The sequence below is a fragment of the Stenotrophomonas beteli genome (genome assembly GCF_001431665.1).
In the GTDB taxonomy this organism is placed as follows: Bacteria; Pseudomonadota; Gammaproteobacteria; order Xanthomonadales; family Xanthomonadaceae; genus Stenotrophomonas; species Stenotrophomonas beteli.
The window spans coordinates 1-19,810 of record NZ_LLXV01000063.1 but is presented as its reverse complement, the minus strand read 5'-3'; the positions used below and the strand labels follow the sequence as shown (position 1 = coordinate 19,810).

18 protein-coding genes are annotated in these 19,810 nt (G+C 68.1%); 5 read left to right on the top strand and 13 right to left on the bottom strand.

Features of this window, described 5'->3' with window-relative positions; all coding sequences use genetic code 11:
• Positions 1-9: 9 nt before the first annotated feature.
• Positions 10-285 carry a DUF4031 domain-containing protein gene (locus ARC23_RS16495; RefSeq protein WP_057498200.1) on the top strand — a complete coding sequence of 92 codons (276 nt, stop codon included), beginning with the start codon at positions 10-12 and terminating at the stop codon, positions 283-285.
• 134 nt (positions 286-419) lie between these two features.
• Here ARC23_RS16495 and ARC23_RS16490 read toward each other — a convergent pair whose 3' ends face one another.
• Complete coding sequence (locus ARC23_RS16490) at positions 420-962, bottom strand: DUF6630 family protein (RefSeq protein WP_057498199.1); 543 nt, start codon at positions 960-962, stop codon at positions 420-422.
• Positions 963-1,051: 89 nt separating this feature from the next.
• Between ARC23_RS16490 and ARC23_RS16485 the strand changes: the two genes are divergently transcribed.
• Complete coding sequence (locus ARC23_RS16485; protein WP_005415112.1) at positions 1,052-1,300, top strand: DUF3297 family protein; 249 nt, start codon at positions 1,052-1,054, stop codon at positions 1,298-1,300.
• A 99-nt stretch (positions 1,301-1,399) separates the two neighbouring features.
• Here the strand turns inward: ARC23_RS16485 and ARC23_RS16480 are convergent, their stop codons facing one another.
• The 3 genes from ARC23_RS16480 to ARC23_RS16470 all read right to left on the bottom strand — a co-directional run bounded on the left by ARC23_RS16480 (position 1,400) and on the right by ARC23_RS16470 (position 4,399).
• Entirely contained in the window at positions 1,400-3,049 is a 1,650-nt protein-coding gene (locus ARC23_RS16480) for a Na+/H+ antiporter (protein WP_057498198.1), read from the bottom strand.
• Positions 3,050-3,168: 119 nt separating this feature from the next.
• Complete coding sequence (locus tag ARC23_RS16475; RefSeq protein WP_057498197.1) at positions 3,169-3,957, bottom strand: dioxygenase family protein; 789 nt, start codon at positions 3,955-3,957, stop codon at positions 3,169-3,171.
• A gap of 31 nt (positions 3,958-3,988) precedes the next feature.
• Positions 3,989-4,399, bottom strand: a complete 411-nt coding sequence (locus tag ARC23_RS16470) for a DoxX family protein (RefSeq protein WP_057498196.1) — start codon at positions 4,397-4,399, stop codon at positions 3,989-3,991.
• A 96-nt stretch (positions 4,400-4,495) separates the two neighbouring features.
• On the opposite strand from ARC23_RS16470, the gene ARC23_RS16465 reads away from it, so the two are divergent.
• Positions 4,496-5,377, top strand: coding sequence for a LysR family transcriptional regulator (locus ARC23_RS16465; RefSeq protein ID WP_057498195.1), 882 nt, complete (start codon positions 4,496-4,498; stop codon positions 5,375-5,377).
• A gap of 39 nt (positions 5,378-5,416) precedes the next feature.
• On the opposite strand, the gene ARC23_RS16460 is transcribed toward ARC23_RS16465, so the two are convergent.
• Entirely contained in the window at positions 5,417-8,479 is a 3,063-nt protein-coding gene (locus tag ARC23_RS16460) for a bifunctional diguanylate cyclase/phosphodiesterase (protein ID WP_057498217.1), read from the bottom strand.
• Positions 8,480-8,656: 177 nt separating this feature from the next.
• Here ARC23_RS16460 and ARC23_RS16455 point away from each other — a divergent pair, with 177 nt between their 5' ends.
• The gene (locus ARC23_RS16455; RefSeq protein ID WP_057498194.1) at positions 8,657-10,768 is read left to right on the top strand and encodes a M13 family metallopeptidase; all 2,112 of its coding nucleotides are present in this window, start codon (positions 8,657-8,659) and stop codon (positions 10,766-10,768) included.
• Between the two features lie 159 nt (positions 10,769-10,927).
• Here the strand turns inward: ARC23_RS16455 and ARC23_RS16450 are convergent, their stop codons facing one another.
• Positions 10,928-11,857: an oxygenase MpaB family protein gene (locus ARC23_RS16450; protein ID WP_057498193.1), complete on the bottom strand. Its 930-nt coding sequence runs from the start codon at positions 11,855-11,857 to the stop codon at positions 10,928-10,930.
• A gap of 309 nt (positions 11,858-12,166) precedes the next feature.
• Here ARC23_RS16450 and ARC23_RS16445 point away from each other — a divergent pair, with 309 nt between their 5' ends.
• A complete protein-coding gene (locus tag ARC23_RS16445) occupies positions 12,167-12,781 on the top strand; it encodes a hypothetical protein (RefSeq protein ID WP_057498192.1) in 615 nt (204 codons plus the stop codon).
• Between the two features lie 79 nt (positions 12,782-12,860).
• On the opposite strand, the gene ARC23_RS16440 is transcribed toward ARC23_RS16445, so the two are convergent.
• The 7 genes from ARC23_RS16440 to ARC23_RS16410 all read right to left on the bottom strand — a co-directional run bounded on the left by ARC23_RS16440 (position 12,861) and on the right by ARC23_RS16410 (position 19,602).
• Positions 12,861-13,631: a LytR/AlgR family response regulator transcription factor gene (locus tag ARC23_RS16440; RefSeq protein ID WP_057498191.1), complete on the bottom strand. Its 771-nt coding sequence runs from the start codon at positions 13,629-13,631 to the stop codon at positions 12,861-12,863.
• Complete coding sequence (locus tag ARC23_RS16435; RefSeq protein WP_057498190.1) at positions 13,621-14,880, bottom strand: sensor histidine kinase; 1,260 nt, start codon at positions 14,878-14,880, stop codon at positions 13,621-13,623. Before ARC23_RS16435 ends, ARC23_RS16440 begins: the two co-directional genes overlap by 11 nt.
• Before the next feature lie 175 nt (positions 14,881-15,055).
• Positions 15,056-16,705 (bottom strand): M28 family metallopeptidase, encoded by a 1,650-nt coding sequence (locus tag ARC23_RS16430; RefSeq protein WP_057498189.1) that lies wholly within the window; start codon positions 16,703-16,705, stop codon positions 15,056-15,058.
• Between the two features lie 108 nt (positions 16,706-16,813).
• Positions 16,814-18,085 (bottom strand): RNA polymerase sigma factor, encoded by a 1,272-nt coding sequence (locus ARC23_RS16425; protein WP_057498188.1) that lies wholly within the window; start codon positions 18,083-18,085, stop codon positions 16,814-16,816.
• A gap of 171 nt (positions 18,086-18,256) precedes the next feature.
• Complete coding sequence (locus ARC23_RS16420; protein ID WP_057498187.1) at positions 18,257-18,667, bottom strand: VOC family protein; 411 nt, start codon at positions 18,665-18,667, stop codon at positions 18,257-18,259.
• Positions 18,668-18,701: 34 nt separating this feature from the next.
• On the bottom strand, positions 18,702-19,124 hold the full coding sequence (locus ARC23_RS16415) for a VOC family protein (protein ID WP_057498186.1): 423 nt from the start codon (positions 19,122-19,124) through the stop codon (positions 18,702-18,704).
• A gap of 64 nt (positions 19,125-19,188) precedes the next feature.
• Positions 19,189-19,602 carry a YciI family protein gene (locus ARC23_RS16410; protein WP_057498185.1) on the bottom strand — a complete coding sequence of 138 codons (414 nt, stop codon included), beginning with the start codon at positions 19,600-19,602 and terminating at the stop codon, positions 19,189-19,191.
• Between the last annotated feature and the right edge of the window lie 208 nt (positions 19,603-19,810).

Here is a 19,810-nt window from a genome sequence, read left to right as displayed (position 1 = left end):
GCCGCGGCGGTGACGGTCTACGTCGATGACGCGGTGCATGCCTGGCGCGGACAGCGCTGGGCGCACCTGATGGCCGACACCCTGGCCGAGCTGCACGCGATGGCGGCGCAGCTCGGCATTCCACCACGGGCCTTCCAGAACAAGGCCAGCGGCGCCCACTACGATGTCACCACTGAACTGCGCGCGCAGGCCATCGCGCTGGGTGCGCGGGCGATTTCCCGGCACACCGACCGCGAGCTGGTCAAAGCGGTGATCGCCAACGCCCGGGCGCAATACCGGCCGTAAGCAGCGCCGCGGGTTCGCCGGACACCAACCGGCACCGACTCTACCCCGTCGGGTCGTCCTCAGCGGGTCAACCCGTCAGGCCGCGCCCAGCAGATCGTCGCCGCCGGGTCGTGCCCGGCGGATCGGCCCATCGCTCAGAACGGGTCGCTGCCCAGCCGGATTTCCACGTTCAGCAGCGAACACAGCGCCAGCATCGCGTCGTCGTCGCGGGTCAGCGCCATCACGCCGCTGAAGCCGTCGTTGCCGGCATCCACGCTCCACAGCGTGTAGTTGTGCTCGCGCAGGCGGTCGAAGGCGGTGGACATCAGCTGCACCCCGTCCAGATCGGCGGCGAAATCCTCATCATCCAGGTCGCCGCCCCAGTCCAGCTGCAGGTTGAAGCGCGCCGACAGCTCGTTCACCGCCGACTGCAGCGACTCCAGGTCATCGCGCTCCACCTCGAATCCGGACTGCCAGGCGATGGCCGTGAACAGGGCCGGCAGCCAGTCGCTGTCCGCTTCCAGTGGCTGCCCGTCCTCGGCCAGGTGCTCGCGCCAGCGGTTGAACTGCTGCAAGGCCAGTTCTTCGTCGCCCGGGTTGATCAGCACCAGCAGGTTCCAGACCCGCGCCTCGAAATCGTCCTCGTCGAAATCGTGGGCGTCTTCCTCGAAGTCGAAATAGTCGCTGTTGTCGGGCATGGTCGGCATTCCTTGGGGCAGGCCGGCATTCTACGGTTTATCCTGTGCCGCTGAAGCCGGCCTTGGTGGCCGTCACTGTGAATGAAGCGATGAGCGATACCCCTCCCGACCACCTGGCGATCAACCCGGCCAGCCCCTTCCATGATGCGCAGGCGCTGGAGCGCGGCGTCGGCGTGCGGTTCAACGACGTCGAGCGCGACAATGTCGAGGAATACTCGGTCAGCGAAGGCTGGATCCGCGTGCAGGCCGGCAAGGCCCGCGACCGCCGCGGCAACCCGATGACCATCAAGGTCAAGGGCAAGGTCGAGGTGTATTTCCTGGACCAGAAGCCGGAATAAGCACGGCTCCCGGATCCTGGGGTCAGATCCCTTTCCTGCGGAAAGGGATCTGACCCCGATCAACGCGGACCAAGGTCCGCACCCACCCGGGGTACACGGTCACTCGCGCTTGCGCGACTCCAGCAGGTCCAGGTTGCGGATCAGGCGCCGCGAGATCTCATCGGAGATCACCCCGCGCCGGGTCAGCCGGAACAGTTCCTCGCGCTCGGCATTGAGGCCGGCGCTGCGCAGCTGGCGGTAGCCCATTTCCATGCGCCGCACCTTCTCCGGGTCCACGTCGGGCCCCTCGCTGTCGCGTTCCAGGTGGCGCTGGTAGAGCAGGCTCACCCGCGAAGCGGCATCGTTGTACAGCTGCACGTTCTCGGTGTTCTGGTTCATCACCAACTGCTGGCGCATGCGCTCGACCCCGGCCAGTGCGGCCTTGGACGACAGCCGGCGTGCCAGGTCCTCTTCCTTGCGCTCGCCCGAGTCGGCCGGCAACTGCAGGCCCTTCAGCAGCTGTGGCAGCGCGATGCTGGCGCCCAGCAGCGAGAACAGGATCACCGAGGCCGCCAGGAAGATCACCAGATCGCGCGCCGGGAAGGCGCTGCCGTCGGGCAGGAACAGCGGCAAGGTCAACACACCGGCCAGGGTGATCGCACCGCGTACGCCGGCCACCGAGGTCGCCACCACGATGCGCCAGTTCGGCGCTTCGCCGCGCTCCAGGCCACGCCGCCGCGCACGCAGCAGGTTCCAGCGCAGCGACAGCCACACCCACAGCAGGCGCAGGGTGATCAGCGCCAGGTTGATCACCACCACGTAGACCAGCAGCCACCACGCGCTCTGGTGGCCGCTCTCGTTCATGGTGGTGGTCGCGCGTTCGACGATGCCCGGCAGCTGCTCGCCCAGCAGCACGAACATGATGCCGTTGAAGCTGAACTGCAGCATGTTCCAGACCCCGGCACGCTGCACGCGCATGCTGCCGGAGACGCGGCCGGTCAGCTCCACGTAGCTCATCGCGATGCCGGCGGCGACAGCGGCGAGGATGCCCGAGGCATGGATTTCTTCGGCCAGCAGGTAGGCCGCGAACGGAATGAGCAGGTTGACCAGCATCGCCGCGCCCGGCTCTTCGCCGAAGCGGCGCCACAGCCAGCGCTGGAAGGTGGACACACCCAACGTGACCGCCACGCCCACCGCCAGGCCGGCCACGGCCACCCACACGAAGGTCAGTGAGGCGGTAGCCAGCGAGAAGGTGCCGGTCATCACCGCGGCCACGGCGAAGCGGAAGCAGACCAGGCCGGAGGCATCGTTGAGCAGCGACTCGCCTTCCAGGATGTGCATCAGGCGCTTGGGGATCGGTGCCTTGGAAGCGATCGCACCGACCGCCACCGGATCGGTCGGCGAGACGATCGCCGCCAGCGCGAAGCACACCGCCAGCGGCATCACCGGAATCAGCCAGTGGATCAGGAACCCCGCACCGATCACGGTGAACACCACCAGGCCGAACGCCAGCTCGAGGATCGCGCCCTTGTCGCGGAACAGGCCCTGCTTGGGAATGCGCCAGCCATCGAGGAACAGCAGCGGCGGCAGGAACAGCAGGAAGAACACCTCCGGCTCCAGCGCGTGGCCGCGGTTGAATACCCCGGCAATCACCGCGCCCAGGCCGATCTGCACCAGGGGCAACGGCAACGAGAACGGCAGGACGCGGACCAGGTAGCCGCTGGCGACAACGGCCACCAGCATCGCCAGGACGACTTCGATGGTATGCATGCTTCTTCCAGGAAGCGGCGCGCGGGGAGAGGCTCGAAGGCCAGCGCCGGAAACCCGGGAAAAACTACCACACGCGGCCGCACCCGCGACAAAGGGAGCGGCCATGCGTCAGCCCCGGCTCATGCCCCGTCGAAGCGGTACAGGTCCATGGCCAGGAAGCCGGCATCGATGCCGGCGTCGATGCGGCGCGCACCGAAGCCGCCCTCGCCCGCCGCGCCCATCGCGAAGAACAGCGGCAGCAGGTGCTCGTCGGTCGGATGCGCGCGTTCGGCGAACGGCGCCTGCCGGCGATAGTCGAAGAGGGCCTGGCGGTCATCGGCGGCCAGGCGCTGCTCCACCCATTCGATGAAGGGCCGCACGTACGGCGCTTCCTTGCCGTCCTGGTAGTCACCCCAGTCGTGCAGGTTGTGGGTGATGCTGCCCGAGCCGACCAGCAGCACGCCCTGCTCGCGTAGTGGCGCCAACGCGCGGCCCAGCGCGAACTGGTGCTCGGGGCCAAGCAGCGGCTGGATCGACACTGGCACCACCGGGATATCACCCTGCGGGCGCAGCAGCCGCAGCGGCACCCACGCACCATGGTCCAGGCCACGCTGCGGGTCGATGGCCACTGGCAGGCCGGCGGCGGCGATGCGGCCGGCCACCTCTTCGGCCAGCGCCGGATCACCGGGCGCCGGGTATTGCAGTTCGAACAGCGCGCGCGGGAAGCCGCCGAAATCGTGGATGGTCGGCGGCTGCGGATGCGCGCCGACCCGCGGCTGCCGGCCCAGCCAATGCGCCGACGCCATCACGATGGCACGCGGCGTCGGCAGATCCTGCGCCAGCTCGGCCAGGCGCACGCCGACCTGGCCCGGGTGCAGGGCGGTCATCGGCGAACCATGCGAGATGTACAGCGAAGGCAGACGGGACATGGAATTCTCCAGTTGCAGGATCAGGCGGCGATCAGCGCGAACGCAGGGTCCACTTGCCGTCGCCGACCAGGAACAGCACCACCAGCGCCAGTGCCCAGAACGCCGGGTATTCCCAGCCGCCGCCGGCATTGGCGAAGCCGAAGCCATTGGCGCCGTGCACGGTGACGATGGTGCCCAGCAGCAGCGGCACACCGGCCAGGCCGACCCAGCGCGCATAGATGCCCAGCAGCAGCGCGGCGGTGATGGCCAGCTCCACGCCGATGGTCAGGTAGCCGAGTACGCCGGGCAGGCCCAGCGATTCGAAGAATGCCGCGGTGCCCGCCGGGGTGAACACCAGCAGCTTGGTCAGCGCATGGGCCAGGAACAGCACACCCAGGGCCAGGCGCAGCAGGGTGGCGCCATACGGGGCCAGCGAAGAAACAGGAGCGGTCGTGGTGGGCATGGGCAAGCACCTCGGTGGGAACACGCACAGGTTATTGCGTCTTCACGGAGCGATAAATACGATCTTCTGACCGCATTTATTTCAAAAGACGCAACAATGGACACCCTTGAGGCGATGCGCGTATTCGTGGCGGTGGTCGAGCGCAACGGCTTCAGCGCCGCCGCACAGGCCCTGGACCTGTCCACGGCCGGCGTCACCCGCCAGGTGGCCGCGCTCGAAAAGCGCCTGTCCACCCGCCTGCTCCACCGCACCACGCGCCGGGTCAGTCCAACCAGTGCCGGCGCCGCCTACTACGCCCAGTGCGTGCGCCTGCTGGCCGAGTTCGACGCGCTGGAGGCCAGCATCGGCGCGCAGGCACTGGAGCCTTCCGGCACGTTGCGGATCAACGCACCGGTCAGCTGGGGCATCGCCCGCCTCGGGCCGTTGCTGGCCAGCTACCGCCAGCGCTTCCCGCAGGTCGAGCTGGATCTGGCTCTGTCCGACCGGCTGGTGGACATGGTCGAGGAAGGTTACGACGTGGCCATCCGCATCACCCGCCAGCCGAGCCCGGCGCTGATCGCGCGCCGCCTGGGCGAATCGCGGGTGAGCCTGTGTGCCGCACCGTCGTACCTGGCCGCACGCGGTACCCCTCAGGTCCCGCACGACCTGCAAGCGCATGCCTGCCTGGGCTACAGCTACTGGTCGGCCGGCGATCACTGGCCACTGCAGGGCCCAGGCGGCGAAGTGAAAGTGGCGGTGCACAGCCTGCTGCACGCCAACAACGGCGATGTGCTGCGCGAAGCGGCAATTGCCGGCATGGGCGTGATCCTGCAACCGGATTTCCTGCTGCACGACGCTCTGGCCGATGGCCGGCTGGTGCGCATCCTGACCGAATGGGAAGCGGCGCCGATCGGCATCTTCGCGGTCTATGCCAGCCGCAGCCACCTCGCACCGAAGGTGCGCAGTTTCATTGACCACCTGGTGGAAAGCGGGGTGTAGCCGAGTCCGCGCTTGCCGGCCAGCGGCCGCCGCTACCACTCATGCGGGGACTTCATCCAACGCGTCGATGATCCGTTCCAGCGGCGCCGGGCGTCCCAGCAGGTAGCCCTGCACCTGGTCGCAGCCGTGCGCGGCCAGCCAGTCCAGCTGCCCGGGCGTCTCCACTCCCTCGGCGATGATGGTCAGCCCCATGCTGTGGCCCAGCGACAGCAGCGCGCGGCAGATCGAGGCATTGCGCGGATTGGTTTCCACGTCGGCGACGAAACTGCGGTCGATCTTCAGGATGTCCAGCGGCAGGTGCTGCAGGTAGGACATGCTGGAATAGCCGGTGCCGAAATCATCCAGCGACACGCTGATGCCCTGCTCGTGCAGGCGCTGCATGGTCTGCATCGCCTGCGCCGGCTTGCGCATCAGGCTGCTCTCGGTCAGCTCCACGTGCAGCGCGCCGCGGGCCAGGCCGAACTCCTGCTGGGCGTGGGTGAACTCGGCCACCAGATCGCTGTTGAAGAACTGCACGGCCGAGACATTGACCGCGATCGGCAGCTCGCCCCAACCGGCCTCGACCAGCCGCCGCTGCGCCTTGGCCGCCGCGCGGATCACCCAGCGGCCCAGGGCCAGGATCAGGCCGGTGTCCTCGCACAACGGGATGAACTCATTGGGCGGGATGAAGCTGCCGTCGGCCTGCGGCCAGCGCAGCAGCGCCTCCAGCGCCGCCGGGCTGCCGTCACCGGCATGCCGGATCGGCTGGAAATACAGCTGGAACTCGTTGTCGATGGCCGCATGGATACGTCCGGCCAGGCGCAGGCGGTCGGCCAACCGCGTGGTCACCGCAGCATCGAACCACACCACCACGTTACCCTCGGCGCGCGCCGCATGCGCCGCCTGTGCGGCCATGCCGATCACCTGTTCGGCGTTGTGGCCATCACCGGCCACATGCACGGCCACGCCCACGCGCGGCTCGAACTGGTGCAGCGAGTCCTTGCCGCGCATCGGTGCCGACACGATCTGCAGCAGGTCGTCGAGCACACGCTGGGTGTCGTGCTCGGCGCCGATGGCCAACACGAAGTCTTCGGCCGGCTGGAACGCCAGCGTGCCGCAGCGGGCGCCCAGCCCACCCAGCCGGGTCGCCATCGACTGCAACACGGCATCGCCGATCTCGCGACCCAGGGTGTCGGCCACCAGCTGCAGGCCGCGCAGCTGCACGAAGGCTATGGTGTAGCCAACGTCGTGCTCATCCAGCTGCCCGGTCAGCGCGCGCACGTTGAGCAGGCCGGTGGCCGGGTTGTGACGCGCCTGGTAGGCCAGGTCACGTTCGTAGGCCAGGCGTTCGCTTACGTCCTCGGCCAGCACCAGACAGGCCGGCTGGCCATCGAAATCGAGCTTGGACAGGTGCGCGCGCACTTCGAATACGCTGCCGTCCTTGCGCCGATGCAGGCGCACCGTCGCGTCCTGCAGTTCGCCGACGCGGGCCCTGGCAATGGCGCCCTTCACCTCGTCCCAGCCTTCGCGCGGGCGGATGTCGAGGATGCTCATCGCCAGGAATTCCTCGCGGCTGTAGCCGTACTGCCGCACCGCAGCGTCGTTGACTTCGATGAAGCGCAGCGTGTCCGGATCGAATACCCAGAACGGCGCCGGATTGCGGTCGAACAACAGGCGGAAGCGGCGTTCGACCTCGCTCATCTGTGCTCGCGCCTGGTAGCGCTCGCTCAGGTCGGTCAGCGCACCGATCATGCGCCGCTCGCTGTCGGCCACTTCCACGCGCTGGCCGCGCGCACCCACCCAGCGCACGTCGCCTCCGGGCAGCACCAGGCGGAATACCTCATCCAGCACCGCACCACCGGCGAAGGCCTGGTCGAACGCCTGCTGCAGGCGCGCGGCGTCATCGCGGTGCACGCGCGCGAAGAAGTCCGCCACCGGCAGCGCGTCGGTCTGCACCCCGAAGATCTCGCGCGCCAACGGCGACCAGCGCAGCAATGCCGCGTCTTCGTCCACGTACCAGGTGCAGACCCGTCCGACCTGATGGGCAAGTCGCAGCTCGGCATGGCCCGCTTTCAGTTCCTCGGCCATCGACTGCTGCCGGCGCGTGGTGCGGCGTACCGCGTACAGCAGCACCAGCAACACCAGCACGTAGGCCAGCACGATCGCCACCGACGCCTGCAGGTAGGGCCACCACGGCGCCAGCACGTCTTCGTCGGCCAACCCCACCTGCACCGCCAGCGGGCTGCGGTCGAGCGTGCTGATCGTGGTGATGCGCGGCACGCCATCCACCACGCCGGCCAGGCTGCCCAGTTCGACCACGGCCTGCTGGCCCAGCAGGTCACGCCGCGGAAGATCGTAACGGCGGCCCACCGTGCCATGCGGATCAGGCACACGCGCCAGCATGTAGCCTTCGGCGTCGCTGATCGAGACCAGCCCGTTCGGGCCCACATCCAGTCCACCGGCAATGCGCTGCAGTTCGGCACAGCGCAGCCGCGCCAGCAGCCAGCGCTCACCGCTCATCGGCAACGCCAGCGGCACCACCCAGCCGCCGTCGCTGGCCCGCAATGGTGGGCCGATGTACAACGCGCTGCCCTGGCCGCGTCGCTGCGGGTCGGTCCACAGCGGCAGCTGCAGGTCGCCGCTGCCGGCGGTCAGTGCACGCCCATGGCGGTCGAGCACCACGATGCTGTGCAGCTCGGCGTGGCGACGCAGCACACCGCCGATGGCGGCATCGAGCAAGGCCGGTGCCTGCGCCGGCACGCTGCGGAACAGCTCGCTCGCATCGCCGGCAATGCCGATCATCGCCCGCTCCAGATTGCGCAGTTCCAGCGCCAGCAGGCGTTCGCTGCCCACCGCCAGCGCACGGCTCTGCCGCTGTGCGGCTTCCAGGCGGCGGTGGTGGTCGTTGACCAGCATCGTGGTCAACCCGGCCACCAGCAGCACCCCCAGCAGCACGCCGCCCCAGGTGATGGCGCGCAGGGGTCGGGCCAACGCCCGTTTCAACGCGGGCATCGGTTGGGTGTCCTTGTGCCGTCGGCTGGCTTCATGCGCGAACGAATCCTCCACATCCCCGACCTCAACGGCCGGCGGACGCCATTCTTGACGCCTGACCCTGCCCCGCATGGTCACCTCCCCGTGTCCGCGCAGGGCGCCAGCGGCCAGCATGCACCACCCCGATGACGGCGTGAAGGTCACGCCCGCGCGTTCAGCCAGATGCTGCACAGCACAGCGGGCGCGTGGGAGCGGCCAGCCGCCCCGCAGCGGATTAGACTTGGTGTTTTCCCGCTGCAAGAGAAGTCCATGTCCAAGCTGCGCCGTCCCACCCTGGCGCTGGCCATCGTTGCCAGCCTGTCCCTGGCCGCCTGCGACCGCCCGGCCGATCCGGCAGCCGGCACCGCCGCGCCGGTCGATGCCGCCCCCGCAGCCGCCAAGCCGATGCTGGGCAGCTTCGGCTTCGATGCCAGCGGCATGGACCGCAGCATCGCCGCCGGCGACGATTTCTTCGGCTTCGCCAACGGCACCTGGGTGAAGAACACCGAGATCCCGGCCGACCGTTCGCGTTTCGGCAGCTTCAACGTCATCGCCGAAAAGACCCTGGCCGACACCCGCGCCATCCTCGAGGGTGCGGCCGGCAACACCCAGGCCAGCGGTGACGACAAGCTGATCGGTGACTACTACGCCGCGTACATGGACGAAGCCGGCATCGAGCAGCACGGCATCGCCCCGGTGCAGCCGCAGCTGAAGGCGATCGAAGCGATCGCCGACAAGGCCGGCCTGGCCCGCACCCTCGGCGGCGAAATGCGCGCCGACGTCGACCTGCTCAACGCCACCAACTTCTACACCGACCGCCTGTTCGGCCTGTGGGTGTCGGTGGACATGCTGCAGCCGGACCGCACCGCCCCCTACCTGGTGCAGGGCGGCCTGGGCATGCCCGACCGCGACTTCTACCTGGGTGATGGCCGCATGGCCGAGCTGCGCAAGCAGTACCAGGCCTACATCGCGCAGATGCTGCAGCTGGCCGGCGTCGCCGACCCGGCTGGCAAGGCACAGCGCATCCTCGCGCTGGAGACCAGGATCGCGCAGGCGCACGCCACCCAGGAAGAAACCAACGACGTGACCAAGGGTGCCAACCCGTGGACCCGGGCCGACTTCAGTGCCAAGGCACCAGGCATGGACTGGAACGCCTTCCTCGATGCCGCCGCGCTGGGCGAACAGCAGGACTTCATCGTGTGGCAGCCCAAGGCCGTGGCCGGCCTGTCCAAGCTGGTCGCCACCGAGCCGCTGGAGGTGTGGAAGGACTACCTGGCCTTCCACGCCCTTGACCGTGCCGCCGCCTACCTGCCGAAGAAGTTCGCCGATGCCCGCTTCGCCTTCCATGGCACCGCGCTGAGCGGCACGCCGCAGCAGAGCGACCGTTGGAAGCGCGCGGTGGACGATGCCAACCATGCGGTCGGCGAGGCCATCGGCAAGCGCTACGTCGAGAAGCACTTCGACGCCAAGACCAAGGAACGCGCCGATGAGATGGCCAAGAACATCATCGCCGCCTTTGCCAAGCGCATCGACGCGCTGTCGTGGATGTCGCCGCAGACCAAGGCGCATGCCAAGGCCAAGGTCGCTGGCCTGAGCGTGGGCATGGGCTACCCGGAGAAGTGGCGCGACTACAGCGGCCTTGAGATCCGCCGTGACGACCCGCTGGGCAATGCGCAGCGCGCCGAGCTGTTCGAGTACCAGCGCAACATCGCCAAGCTGGGCAAGCCGGTTGACCACAGTGAGTGGGCGATGCTGCCGCAGACCATCAACGCGATGAACGTGCCGCTGGAGAACCGCCTGGTGTTCCCGGCCGCGATCCTGCAGCCGCCGTTCTTCGACGGCGCCGCTGACGACGCGGTGAACTACGGTGCGATCGGCGCGGTGATCGGCCATGAGATCAGCCACGGCTTCGACAACGCCGGCGCGCTGTTCGACGAGACCGGCAAGCTGCACAACTGGTGGACGGCCGAGGACCTGAAGCAGTTCAACGCCGCCGGTGATGCACTGGCCGCGCAGTTCAGCAGCTACGAGCCGTTCCCCGGCGTTCATGTGAACGGCAAGCTGACCCTGGGTGAGAACATCGCCGACGTGGCCGGCCTCGGCACCGCCTACGACGCTTACCAGCTGTCGCTGCAGGGCAAGCCGGGCCAGACCCTGGAAGGCTTCAGCCCGGAACAGCGCTTCTTCCTCGGCTTCGCCCAGGCCTGGCGCAGCAAGAGCCGCGAGCAGGCGCTGCGCAATTCGCTGCTGACCGACGTGCATGCCCCGGGCCAGTTCCGCGCACTGACCGTGCGCAACATCGACGCCTGGTACCCGGCGTTCGACGTGAAGGAAGGCCAGAAGCTGTACCTGGCCCCGGACAAGCGGGTCAAGGTGTGGTGATGTAACCGGAACGGGCGCCGCAAGGCGCCCGTTTCATTTCCGGGGGCACGTTTCGGGATGCCAACCAGGGCGGCACCCACCAGAACCATGGCGTCAGTAGATCCACGCCATCCGTGGATGAAGCGTTATCACGCAACGCGTGCCAACCAAGGTTGGCACCTACCTGGGAACGGTGGGCCACTCGCGCAGCACGGCCACCGGCACGCCCATGCGCGCACAGGCGCGGCTGGCCAGGCCATCGGGCAGCGCGCGACGGAACAGCGGTGCCATGCCCTGCATCAGTTTCGCCGACGCCGCCGCCTGCGCATGCTGGCGGCCCGTGCGATCGAGCATGGCATCGGCCCAGTCCGGCAGCAGCGCCGCGCCGGCGCCGAGGAACACTTCGCGCGACAGTCCCGGCACCGGTACCGGCAGGCGCACGCCGGACAACACCCCCAGCACTTCGCGCGAACGCTCATCCACGCGCAGCTCTGCTTGCCGTGCGCGGAAATACGCCGCCACGCCCGCTTCGCTGCGCGGCACATCGACCGCACCCAATGCTTCGGCCACGCGGCGATACTCGTCATAGTAGCGATCGGCGATGTGCTCGGGCACCTCGCGCCCGTAGCGGCGAAAGCCCTGCAGGAAACCAAACGCTTCGGTCACGTGCACCCAGGTCAGCAACTGCGGGTCATCGGCGGCGTACGGCTCGCCCTGCGCGGTCTGGCCGCGGATCTGCGCATGGATGCGACGTACCTTGCTCACCAGCGCCTCCACCTCGGCGCGCGGCGCGTAGCTGGTGCCGGCGACGAACGCGGTGGTGCGGCGCAGCCGGCCCACCAGGTCCTGGCGGAAATTGGAGTGGTCGTAGACCCCGGCCAGCGCGCGCGGGTGCAGAGTCTGCAGCATCAGCGCGCACAACCCGCCGGCCAGCATCGAGGGGAACTCGGCGTGCAGCCGCCAGGTGACGCTGTCCGGGCCGAACCAGCCCGGATCGCCCAGCGGATGGTCGTAATCGATGCCGCTCCGGCCACGCGGGAAGGCCTCCAGCACCCAACGCCGGATCGGCGCGGTGACGGGGCGGGACAGTCGCTGCAGCAGGGCGGGCATCACGGGTCCAGGAAGGGCGGAAGTGCGGCCACGCGTTGCGCGGTCGGCCCCGATTCTGGGCGATCACGGCGCCGGCGGCGAGTGTCTGCACTCAGCCACGGTTTCATGTGCGGCCGCAGCACGTTTCACCCTGCGACATCCTGTCGCAGGCTGCGGCCGCAATGCTGCACCGCGTCAATTTTCACCCATTCAGACAAAACCCTTGCGCCGCTTGGCATTAGGCCCATTGCACGGCTCGCTGGAAGTGCTAGAACTGAACCCGCCACACCGTCAAATGCTGATCGACGCACGTTCCACAAGGAGCCAGCCATGATTGCTTTGTTCAAGGGTTTGGGAATTCTGCTTCGCGACAACGAGCTCTACAGCAGCCCGTTCGACAGACAGGTCGCGCACTGGCGCACTCTCAGCGAGCAGCAGATCCGTGATGAAGTGGCGGTGCTGGCCCAGGCCAAGTGCCAATGGCTGATCGCCTCGATCGTGGGCTGGCAGGCGGCGTCGCTGCTGATCCTGGGCCTGATCGCCAACTACCTGTGGCGCGACGACTTCCATATCACCTTCACCCGGGTGGTGATCGTGTTCGGCTCGTGGGTGTCGATCCTGTTCGTGATCTGGTTCATGGCCAACATGTTCGATCAGCAGGCCGGTTTCGAGCGCTGGATGAAGGCCTTCAACAGCCGCGCCCGCATCAGCTCCAAGGCCGACAGCGTCGAGCACGTGGCCGAAGCGCTGGACCTGGCCGAGCACTACCCGGAAGTGCTGGACTACAAGCAGGCGGTCACGGCCAAGCGCGAGCTGCGCCACGAGGACATCCGCATCATGACCGAGATCGGGCGCATGAAGCAGCACTCGGAACTGGTGGGGCGGCTGAACCATGTCGGTGAAACCGAGCACCACCACGAACTGACACTGCAACCGGCCTACTGATCCATCAAGAAAGCGGGGGGACCCACAATGCCACCGTGATCACTCACGGTGGCATTGTTCTTCCAGCAGCGCGCATCGATCACATGCCGCGGAACAGGCTCATGAACGGCTGGCTGACCACCAGCGTCTCGGCACGCTCGCGCAGGCGCAGCACGCCGCGCCCGGTATCGTCGCGGCTCACCGCCGCCACCGCCTTCATGTTCACGATGGTCGAACGGTGGATCTGGCGGAAGTGCTGCGGGTCGAGCACCTCCAGCAGCTCGCGCAACGGCGTGCGCAGCAGGCTCTCACCCGCGGCCGTGACCACCGTGGTGTACTTGTTGTCGGCGCGGAAGTAGGCCACGTCTTCCAGCATGATCAGCTGCGTCTCGCGGCCGTTGCTGGCGGTGATCCAGGCCAGCGGCGGGCGCTCGGCAGCGCCCTGCGACGGGCCCAGCCGCTGCAGCAGGCGCTCCAGCACCGCATCGTCCTGGCGCGTCGAGGGCAGCCGCGACAGGATGCGCTCGCGGGTCGCCAACAGGCGTTCGTCGCTGACCGGCTTCAACAGGTAATCCATCGCGCCCTGCTCGAACGCGTCGATCGCGTACTGGTCGTAGGCGGTGACAAACACCACCTGGGTGCGCGGGCTCAGTTCGGACAGCGAGCGCGCGACCTCGATGCCACTGATGCCGGGCATGCGGATGTCGAGGAAGGCGATGTCCGGCTGTTTCTCGGCCAGCTGCTCCAGCGCGCTGGCGCCGTCCTCGCATTCGGCCACAAGCTTCAGCTCCGGCCACAGCCGGCGCAACTGTTCCACCAGTGACTGCCGCAGCAGTTCTTCGTCTTCGGCGATCAGGGCTTCAAGCGGCATGGCTGCGCTCCTTGTGCGACTGCGGCAGGGTCATGGTCGCGGCCACGCCACTGGGGAAATTGGCGACGATCGCCACGCCGGCCTGCTCACCGCAGGTCAGGCGCAGGCGCTCGCGCAGGTTCTTCAGTCCGATGCCGGTGCCGCTGGTACCCTGGCCGAAGCCGAGGCCATCGTCGGCCACGGTCACCGTCACGTGGTCATCGAAGCCGCGCGCAAGGATCCACACCGTGCCACCGCCCGGCTTCGGTTCCAGGCCGTGCTTGATCGCGTTCTCCACCAGCGTCTGCAGCGCCATTGCCGGCAGGTGCACGCCGTGCAGTTCGTTCGGTACCTGCACCTCCACCGCCAGGCGTGCGCCCATGCGGATGCGCAGGATCTCCAGGTAGGCGCGGGTGCGTTCCAGCTCCACGCCCAGCGTCGACACCGATTCGTCCACCTGCGGCAGCGAGCTGCGCAGGTACTGGATCAGGTGGCCGAGCATCTGTTCGGCGCGCGCCGGATCGGTGCGGGTCAGCACCTGCGCATTGGCCAGCGTGTTGTACAGGAAGTGCGGTTCCACCTGTGCATGCAGCAGGTTCAAGCGCGCCACCGACAGTTCCTTTTCCACCTGGGTCTGTTCGGCAGCGGCCTGCTCATCGCGGCGCTGGTCGGCCACGCGGCGGCTGATCGCGCGCGTCACCGCTTCGGCATTCTCGTAGTTGCTGCCCTCGTCCAGCGCCAGCAGGTCGGCCCACCAGCCGGCATCGGGTTCAAACAGCAGGGTGACGGTGCTGGTGCCCTGCCCCGGGGTGACCGTGGCCAGCACGCTGTTGCGCTTGATCGCCAACCGCGCCGGCAGGTTCCAGCGCGAGGGCTGGCGGCCGTTCCACAGATCGACGCGGCGAACGTAGGCGCGCACCTGCAGGCTGCCGGCCGAGCTTTCCACCTCTTCCACGCGCGGCAGTTCGGCAATGGCCGCTTCCACCACCGTGTAGGCATGGCCGGCATCCATCGGCAGTTCCACCTGGCGGCGCTGGCGCCCGGACAGCGTGGTCGCATCCAGCCGGCCGGCCACCAGCCAGACCCGGCGGATGTGGGTGATCGCGCTGCCCAGCGCGGACATCATCAGGAACATCGCCAGCAGGCCGAACACCCAGCCCGGGCCATCGTTCATGCCGCTGAAGATGCCGCTCCAGACCATGCCGGCAACAACCAGCGCGGCGGCCCAGGCCAGCAGGTGGCGAATCAGGAGAGAGAGGCTGGCGAACACGGCGGCGCCTTGGAGGAAGGGGGTGAGCCGAGCATAGGGCGGCCCGCCGCGCAAACAAGCGGGCTGCGACGAAGGCCGGGAAAGCGGCGATGGAAGCCGTTACGGAAACGCCGGGCATGGCCCGGCGCGTCCCGGAGCGGCAATGCCGGCCAGTGGCCGGCACTACCGGATGCCGTTATTTGCGCTGGTCGGCGCTGGCGTCACGTACGGCGCGGAACGACTCGTCCTTGCTCCAGTTCGGCCAGGCCCGGGAATTGGCCAGCTGGCTGCCCAGCGTGTACAGCACTTCCAGGTCGCGCGCAGCGCCGGCAAACACCCAGTCCGGCTGCCATTCGTCACCCTGCTGGTGGTAGCGCTTGGCGGTGTAGTCCTCGGAGGCCTTCTTGCCTGCGGCCACGCCACCGTCCACCCAGTCCTGCCCGGCCGACCACGACAGCGCCGGCACGCCGCGCTTGGCAAACGGGAAGTGATCGGAGCGGAAGAACAGGCCCGCTTCCGGCTTCGGGTCCGGGGTGTAGCGGATGTCCCACCCCTTGGCCACGTCCTTCAGCTGGTCCAGCAGTTCGAAGCGCGCGGCACCGTAAATGCCGAAATCGCGCGACGGGCCGAACGGCGCCATGCCGTCCATGTTGATCACCGCGACGGTCTTCTCCAGCGGGTACAGCGGATGGGTGGCGTAGTACTCCGATCCCAGCAGGCCCTTCTCCTCGGCGGTGACCGCCAGGAACAGCAGCGAGCGCTCCGGGCGCTTGGCCTTGGCGAAGCCGCGCGCCAGTTCGATCAGCGAGGCGGTGCCGCTGGCGTTGTCCAGCGCACCATTGAAGATGCGGTCGCCGCGTGCGTCCGGCTCGCCCACGCCGATGTGGTCCCAGTGCGCGCTGTAGATGATCGTCTCATCCGGATGGCGGCTGCCTTCCAGGCGCGCGGCCACGTTGTGCGAGGTGATCACTTCGGTCTTCACCGCGTACTTCGCATCCAGGCTGGCGCCGGTCAGCGCCACCGGGGTGAAGTCGCGCTGCTGCGCCTTCTTCTTCAGCGCTTCGAAGTCCTGTCCGGCCGAGCGGAACAGCTCCACCGCCAAGTCACGCTGGATCCAGCCTTCCAGCAGCGGATGGCTGCCGGCCGGGTTGTCACGCACCACGTCGAACATGGTGTTGGTGTTGGAGCCGGCCACGGTGGCCCAGCCGTACGAGGCCGGCGCGGTCTCGTGCACGATCAGCACGCCCAGCGCGCCCTGGCGGGCGCCTTCCTCGTACTTATAGGTCCAGCGGCCGTAATAGGTCATGCCCTTGCCGTCGAAATCGCCCTGGCCGGTCTCGAAGTCCGGATCGTTGATCAGCACCACGGCGATCTTGCCCTTCAGGTCCACGCCCTTGAAGTCGTCCCAGTTGCGCTCCGGTGCCTTCACGCCGTAGCCGAGGAACACCAGCGGTGCCTTGCTGATGTCGACGTTGCTGGCACCGTTCATGGCGGCGCGCACGGCAATCTGCTTGCCCTGCTCCAGCGGCACGGTCTTGCCGCCCTGGTGCAGCGCCAGTTGTGGTGCGCCGACGATGTCGCCCTTGCGCAGCGGCACGGCCTGGGTCCACAGGCGCTTGCCGTCCTTGAGGTCGCCGCCCGGCTGCAGCCCGGCCTCGGCGAACTGCTTGCTGAGATAGGCAACGGTCTTCTCTTCGCCAGCCGTCGCCGGCGAGCGGCCTTCGTAGGCGTCGGAGGCCAGTTCCTTGACGTCGGCGGAGATCCGCGCGCCATCGAATTTCGGGGTGGCCGCCATCAGTGCGCTCGACACCGAAAGGGCCAGCACGCCCAGTGCTACTCGCTTCATTGCTCTCTCCAGCAGGGAAATCTCTCTGGAGTGTAATGGGATTCGGCAGGGCTGCGCCCTGCACCTGCCATCGGTGGATTGCCGGGGTGGTGATGAAACACGAACGGGTCAGGCAAGCGGCGCTGCCCCCGATCGCTGGGCACGTGCCAGCAGCAGCGCACGCTCGCGGGCGTTGCCGGTCATCTCGGCGGCCTGCTGGAAGGCGCTGGCGGCGTCATCATGCCGGCCCAGCTGCTGCAGCAGGTCGCCACGCACCACCTGCAACGGCGCATAGCCCTGCAACCGTGCATCGACCAGCAACGGTTGCAGCAGCGCCCAGGCCGCAAACGCGCCGTCGCTGCGCGACACCGCCACCACCCGGTTGAGCGCCACCACCGGCGACGGCATCACCTGCAGCAACTGTGCATACAGTGCAGCGATGCGCGCCCAGTCGGTATCCTCGGCGCGGCGCGCGCCGGCATGGCAGGCCGCAATGCGGGCCTGCAGTACGTAGGGATCGTCACCGCCGCCGGCCGCCAGCGCGCGGGCCAGCAGCTGCTGGCCGCGCTCGATCTGCAGCCAGTCCCAGCGGGCACGGTTCTGCTGATCCAGCACCACCGCCGCGCCGCCGGCATCCACCCGCGCCATCGCGCGCGAGGCCTGCAGCTCCATCAGCGCCAGCAGGCCCAGCACCGGTGCCACCGGCATCCGGTAGGCCAGGATGCGCGCCAGCCGCAACGCTTCCTCGCACAGCGCCGGACGCATCCAGTCATCGCCGCTGCTGGCGGCATAGCCTTCGTTGAACACCAGATAGATCGCCTCCAGCACCGAGCCCAACCGCTCGGGCATTGCCTCCGCGCGTGGCACTTCATACGGCACCTGCTTCTGCGCCAGGGTGCGTTTGGCACGCACGATGCGCTGGGCAATGGTCGGCTCGGGTTGCAGGAACGCGCGGGCGATCTCCAGCGTGGTCAGCCCCCCCAGCAGGCGCAGGGTCAGCGCCACCCGCGCGTCGGCGGGCAGCACCGGGTGGCAGGCCACGAACATCAGCCGCAGCAGATCGTCCCCCAGGTCGTCTTCCAGCGCCTGGCTGTCATCCAGTGCCGGCAGCGCGGCCGGATGCAGTTCCTCGCCCCATTGCGCGTGCTGCTGCGCCACCCGCTGGTGCTGGCGCAGCACATCGATGGCACGGTTGCGCGCGGTGGTCATCAGCCAGGCTCCGGGATTGTCCGGGATGCCCTGCTCCGGCCAACGCTCCAGCGCGGCCAGCCAGGTGTCCTGGGCCAACTCCTCGGCACGGCCGACGTCGCCACCGAGTAGCCGCGCCAGGCGCGCGATCAACACCGGCGACTCCATCCGCCAGAGGGTTTCCAAACGCTGCGTCAGTGCGGGCTCGAGCATGCGCCGATCACAGCACGCACGCCCGGCCCGCACAAGCGCCGCAGCTCACGCTTCAACGATCGGCCTGAAGCCGCCCCCGGAACATGGCGGCGGTAGGCCGCGACCTTGTCCTGCGGGCACGCAGCACGCAAGCATCCACGTAAGCCATGAGGGTTCTCCCTGCGGCAGCGGTCAGCCCGGCTCGCCGTCCATGTGTGCGATTTCCCAGAGGTGCCCGTCCAGGTCCTGGAAGCCGCGCTGGTACATGAAGCCAAGGTCGCGTGCCGGCTGCGGTTCGCTGGCGCCCGCGGCCAGTGCCTTGTCCACCAGCACGTCAACGGCCTCGCGACTGGGCGCAGAGAGTGCATTGATCACCTCCGTGCGGGTGTGCGCATCGGCAATCGGTTTGTTGGTGAACTGCTGGAAAAAAGGCTGGGTCAGCAGCATCACATAGATGCTCTCGCTGATGACCATGCCGGCCGCATCATCATTGGTGTAGGTTGGATTGAAGCTGTAGCCCAGCGCGGTGAAGAACGCCTTGGATTTTTCCAGGTCCTGCACGGGCAGGTTGACGAAGATCATCTGCGGTTGTGGTGCGCTCATCGGTAAGGCTCCTTGCGGACGGAAGAGAGAAGGATCAGGGCTGCTTCATGCAGTTGACCATCCACGGCTTGCCGAAGCGGTCGACCAGCATGCCCCAGCGGTGGGCCCAGAAGGTCTCTGCGATCGGCATCTGCACCTGGCCACCTTCGGCCAGCGCGGCGAACACACGCTCGGCTTCTTCGATGCTGTCGACATCGACATTGATGGTGGTCGCGCCGCCCTCGCCACCGCCGGGGCCGTCGGCCGCCATCAGGATGGCGTTGCCGATCTCCAGCTGGCTGTGTGCCACGTGGTCCAGGGTTTCCGGCGGCATTTCGTTGCAGCCCGGCGAGCCATCGGAGGGCGGCATGTCGCGATATTTCATTTCCGAGGTGACCTGGCCGCCCAGTGCCTTGGCATAGAACGCCATCGCCTCGTGGGCCTGGCCGCTGAAGCCGAGAAAGGGAATCAGTTTCATCGCACTACTCCGTTGTGTGGTTCAGGTGGGTTGCACCGGGCCATGCCCGGCGGGGTAATCCGGGTCAATCCTGCAGCTGTGCTCGCAGACGCTGTTCCTGCTGCTGCAGGTCAGCGGTGAAGGCCTCGCCGAAATCTTCCGGCGCGATCAGCGGACGCACTTCCAGCGTGCCGCCACTGCGGAACGGTGCACGGCTGGCCCATTCCACCGCCTCCTCCAGCGAGCGCACGTTCCACAGCCAGAAGCCGGCAATCTGCTGGTCGGCTGGGCCGAACGGGCCGGCCTCGACCTTCGGCGCGCCGTGGCCGAAGTGGATGCGGCGGCCGCGCTGGGTGGCGTGCAGGCCCTCGCCGGCCAGCATGATGCCGGCGGCGACCAGCTGCTCGTTGAAGGCGCCCATTTCAGACAGGTCCTGTTCGCTGGGCATGCGGCCGGCTTCGGAGTCGGCGTTGGCCTTCACGATCACCATCACTTTCATTGTGGTCTCCCGTGGGGACGCGTGGTGCGTGCCCTTCACTGGGTACAACGAATCAGGGGGCCGGGAATCGACACGTCTGTTGGAAATTTTTTCTTCCGCCGAGCGCGCGCCTTCGGCGGGGGTCGGCGAACGGCGGAGCCCCTCCGTGGTGGGGTTTGGTTGGTCGCTGAAAGCTGGGTTCATGGGCTTTGCCGGGTGGGTAGGCGGG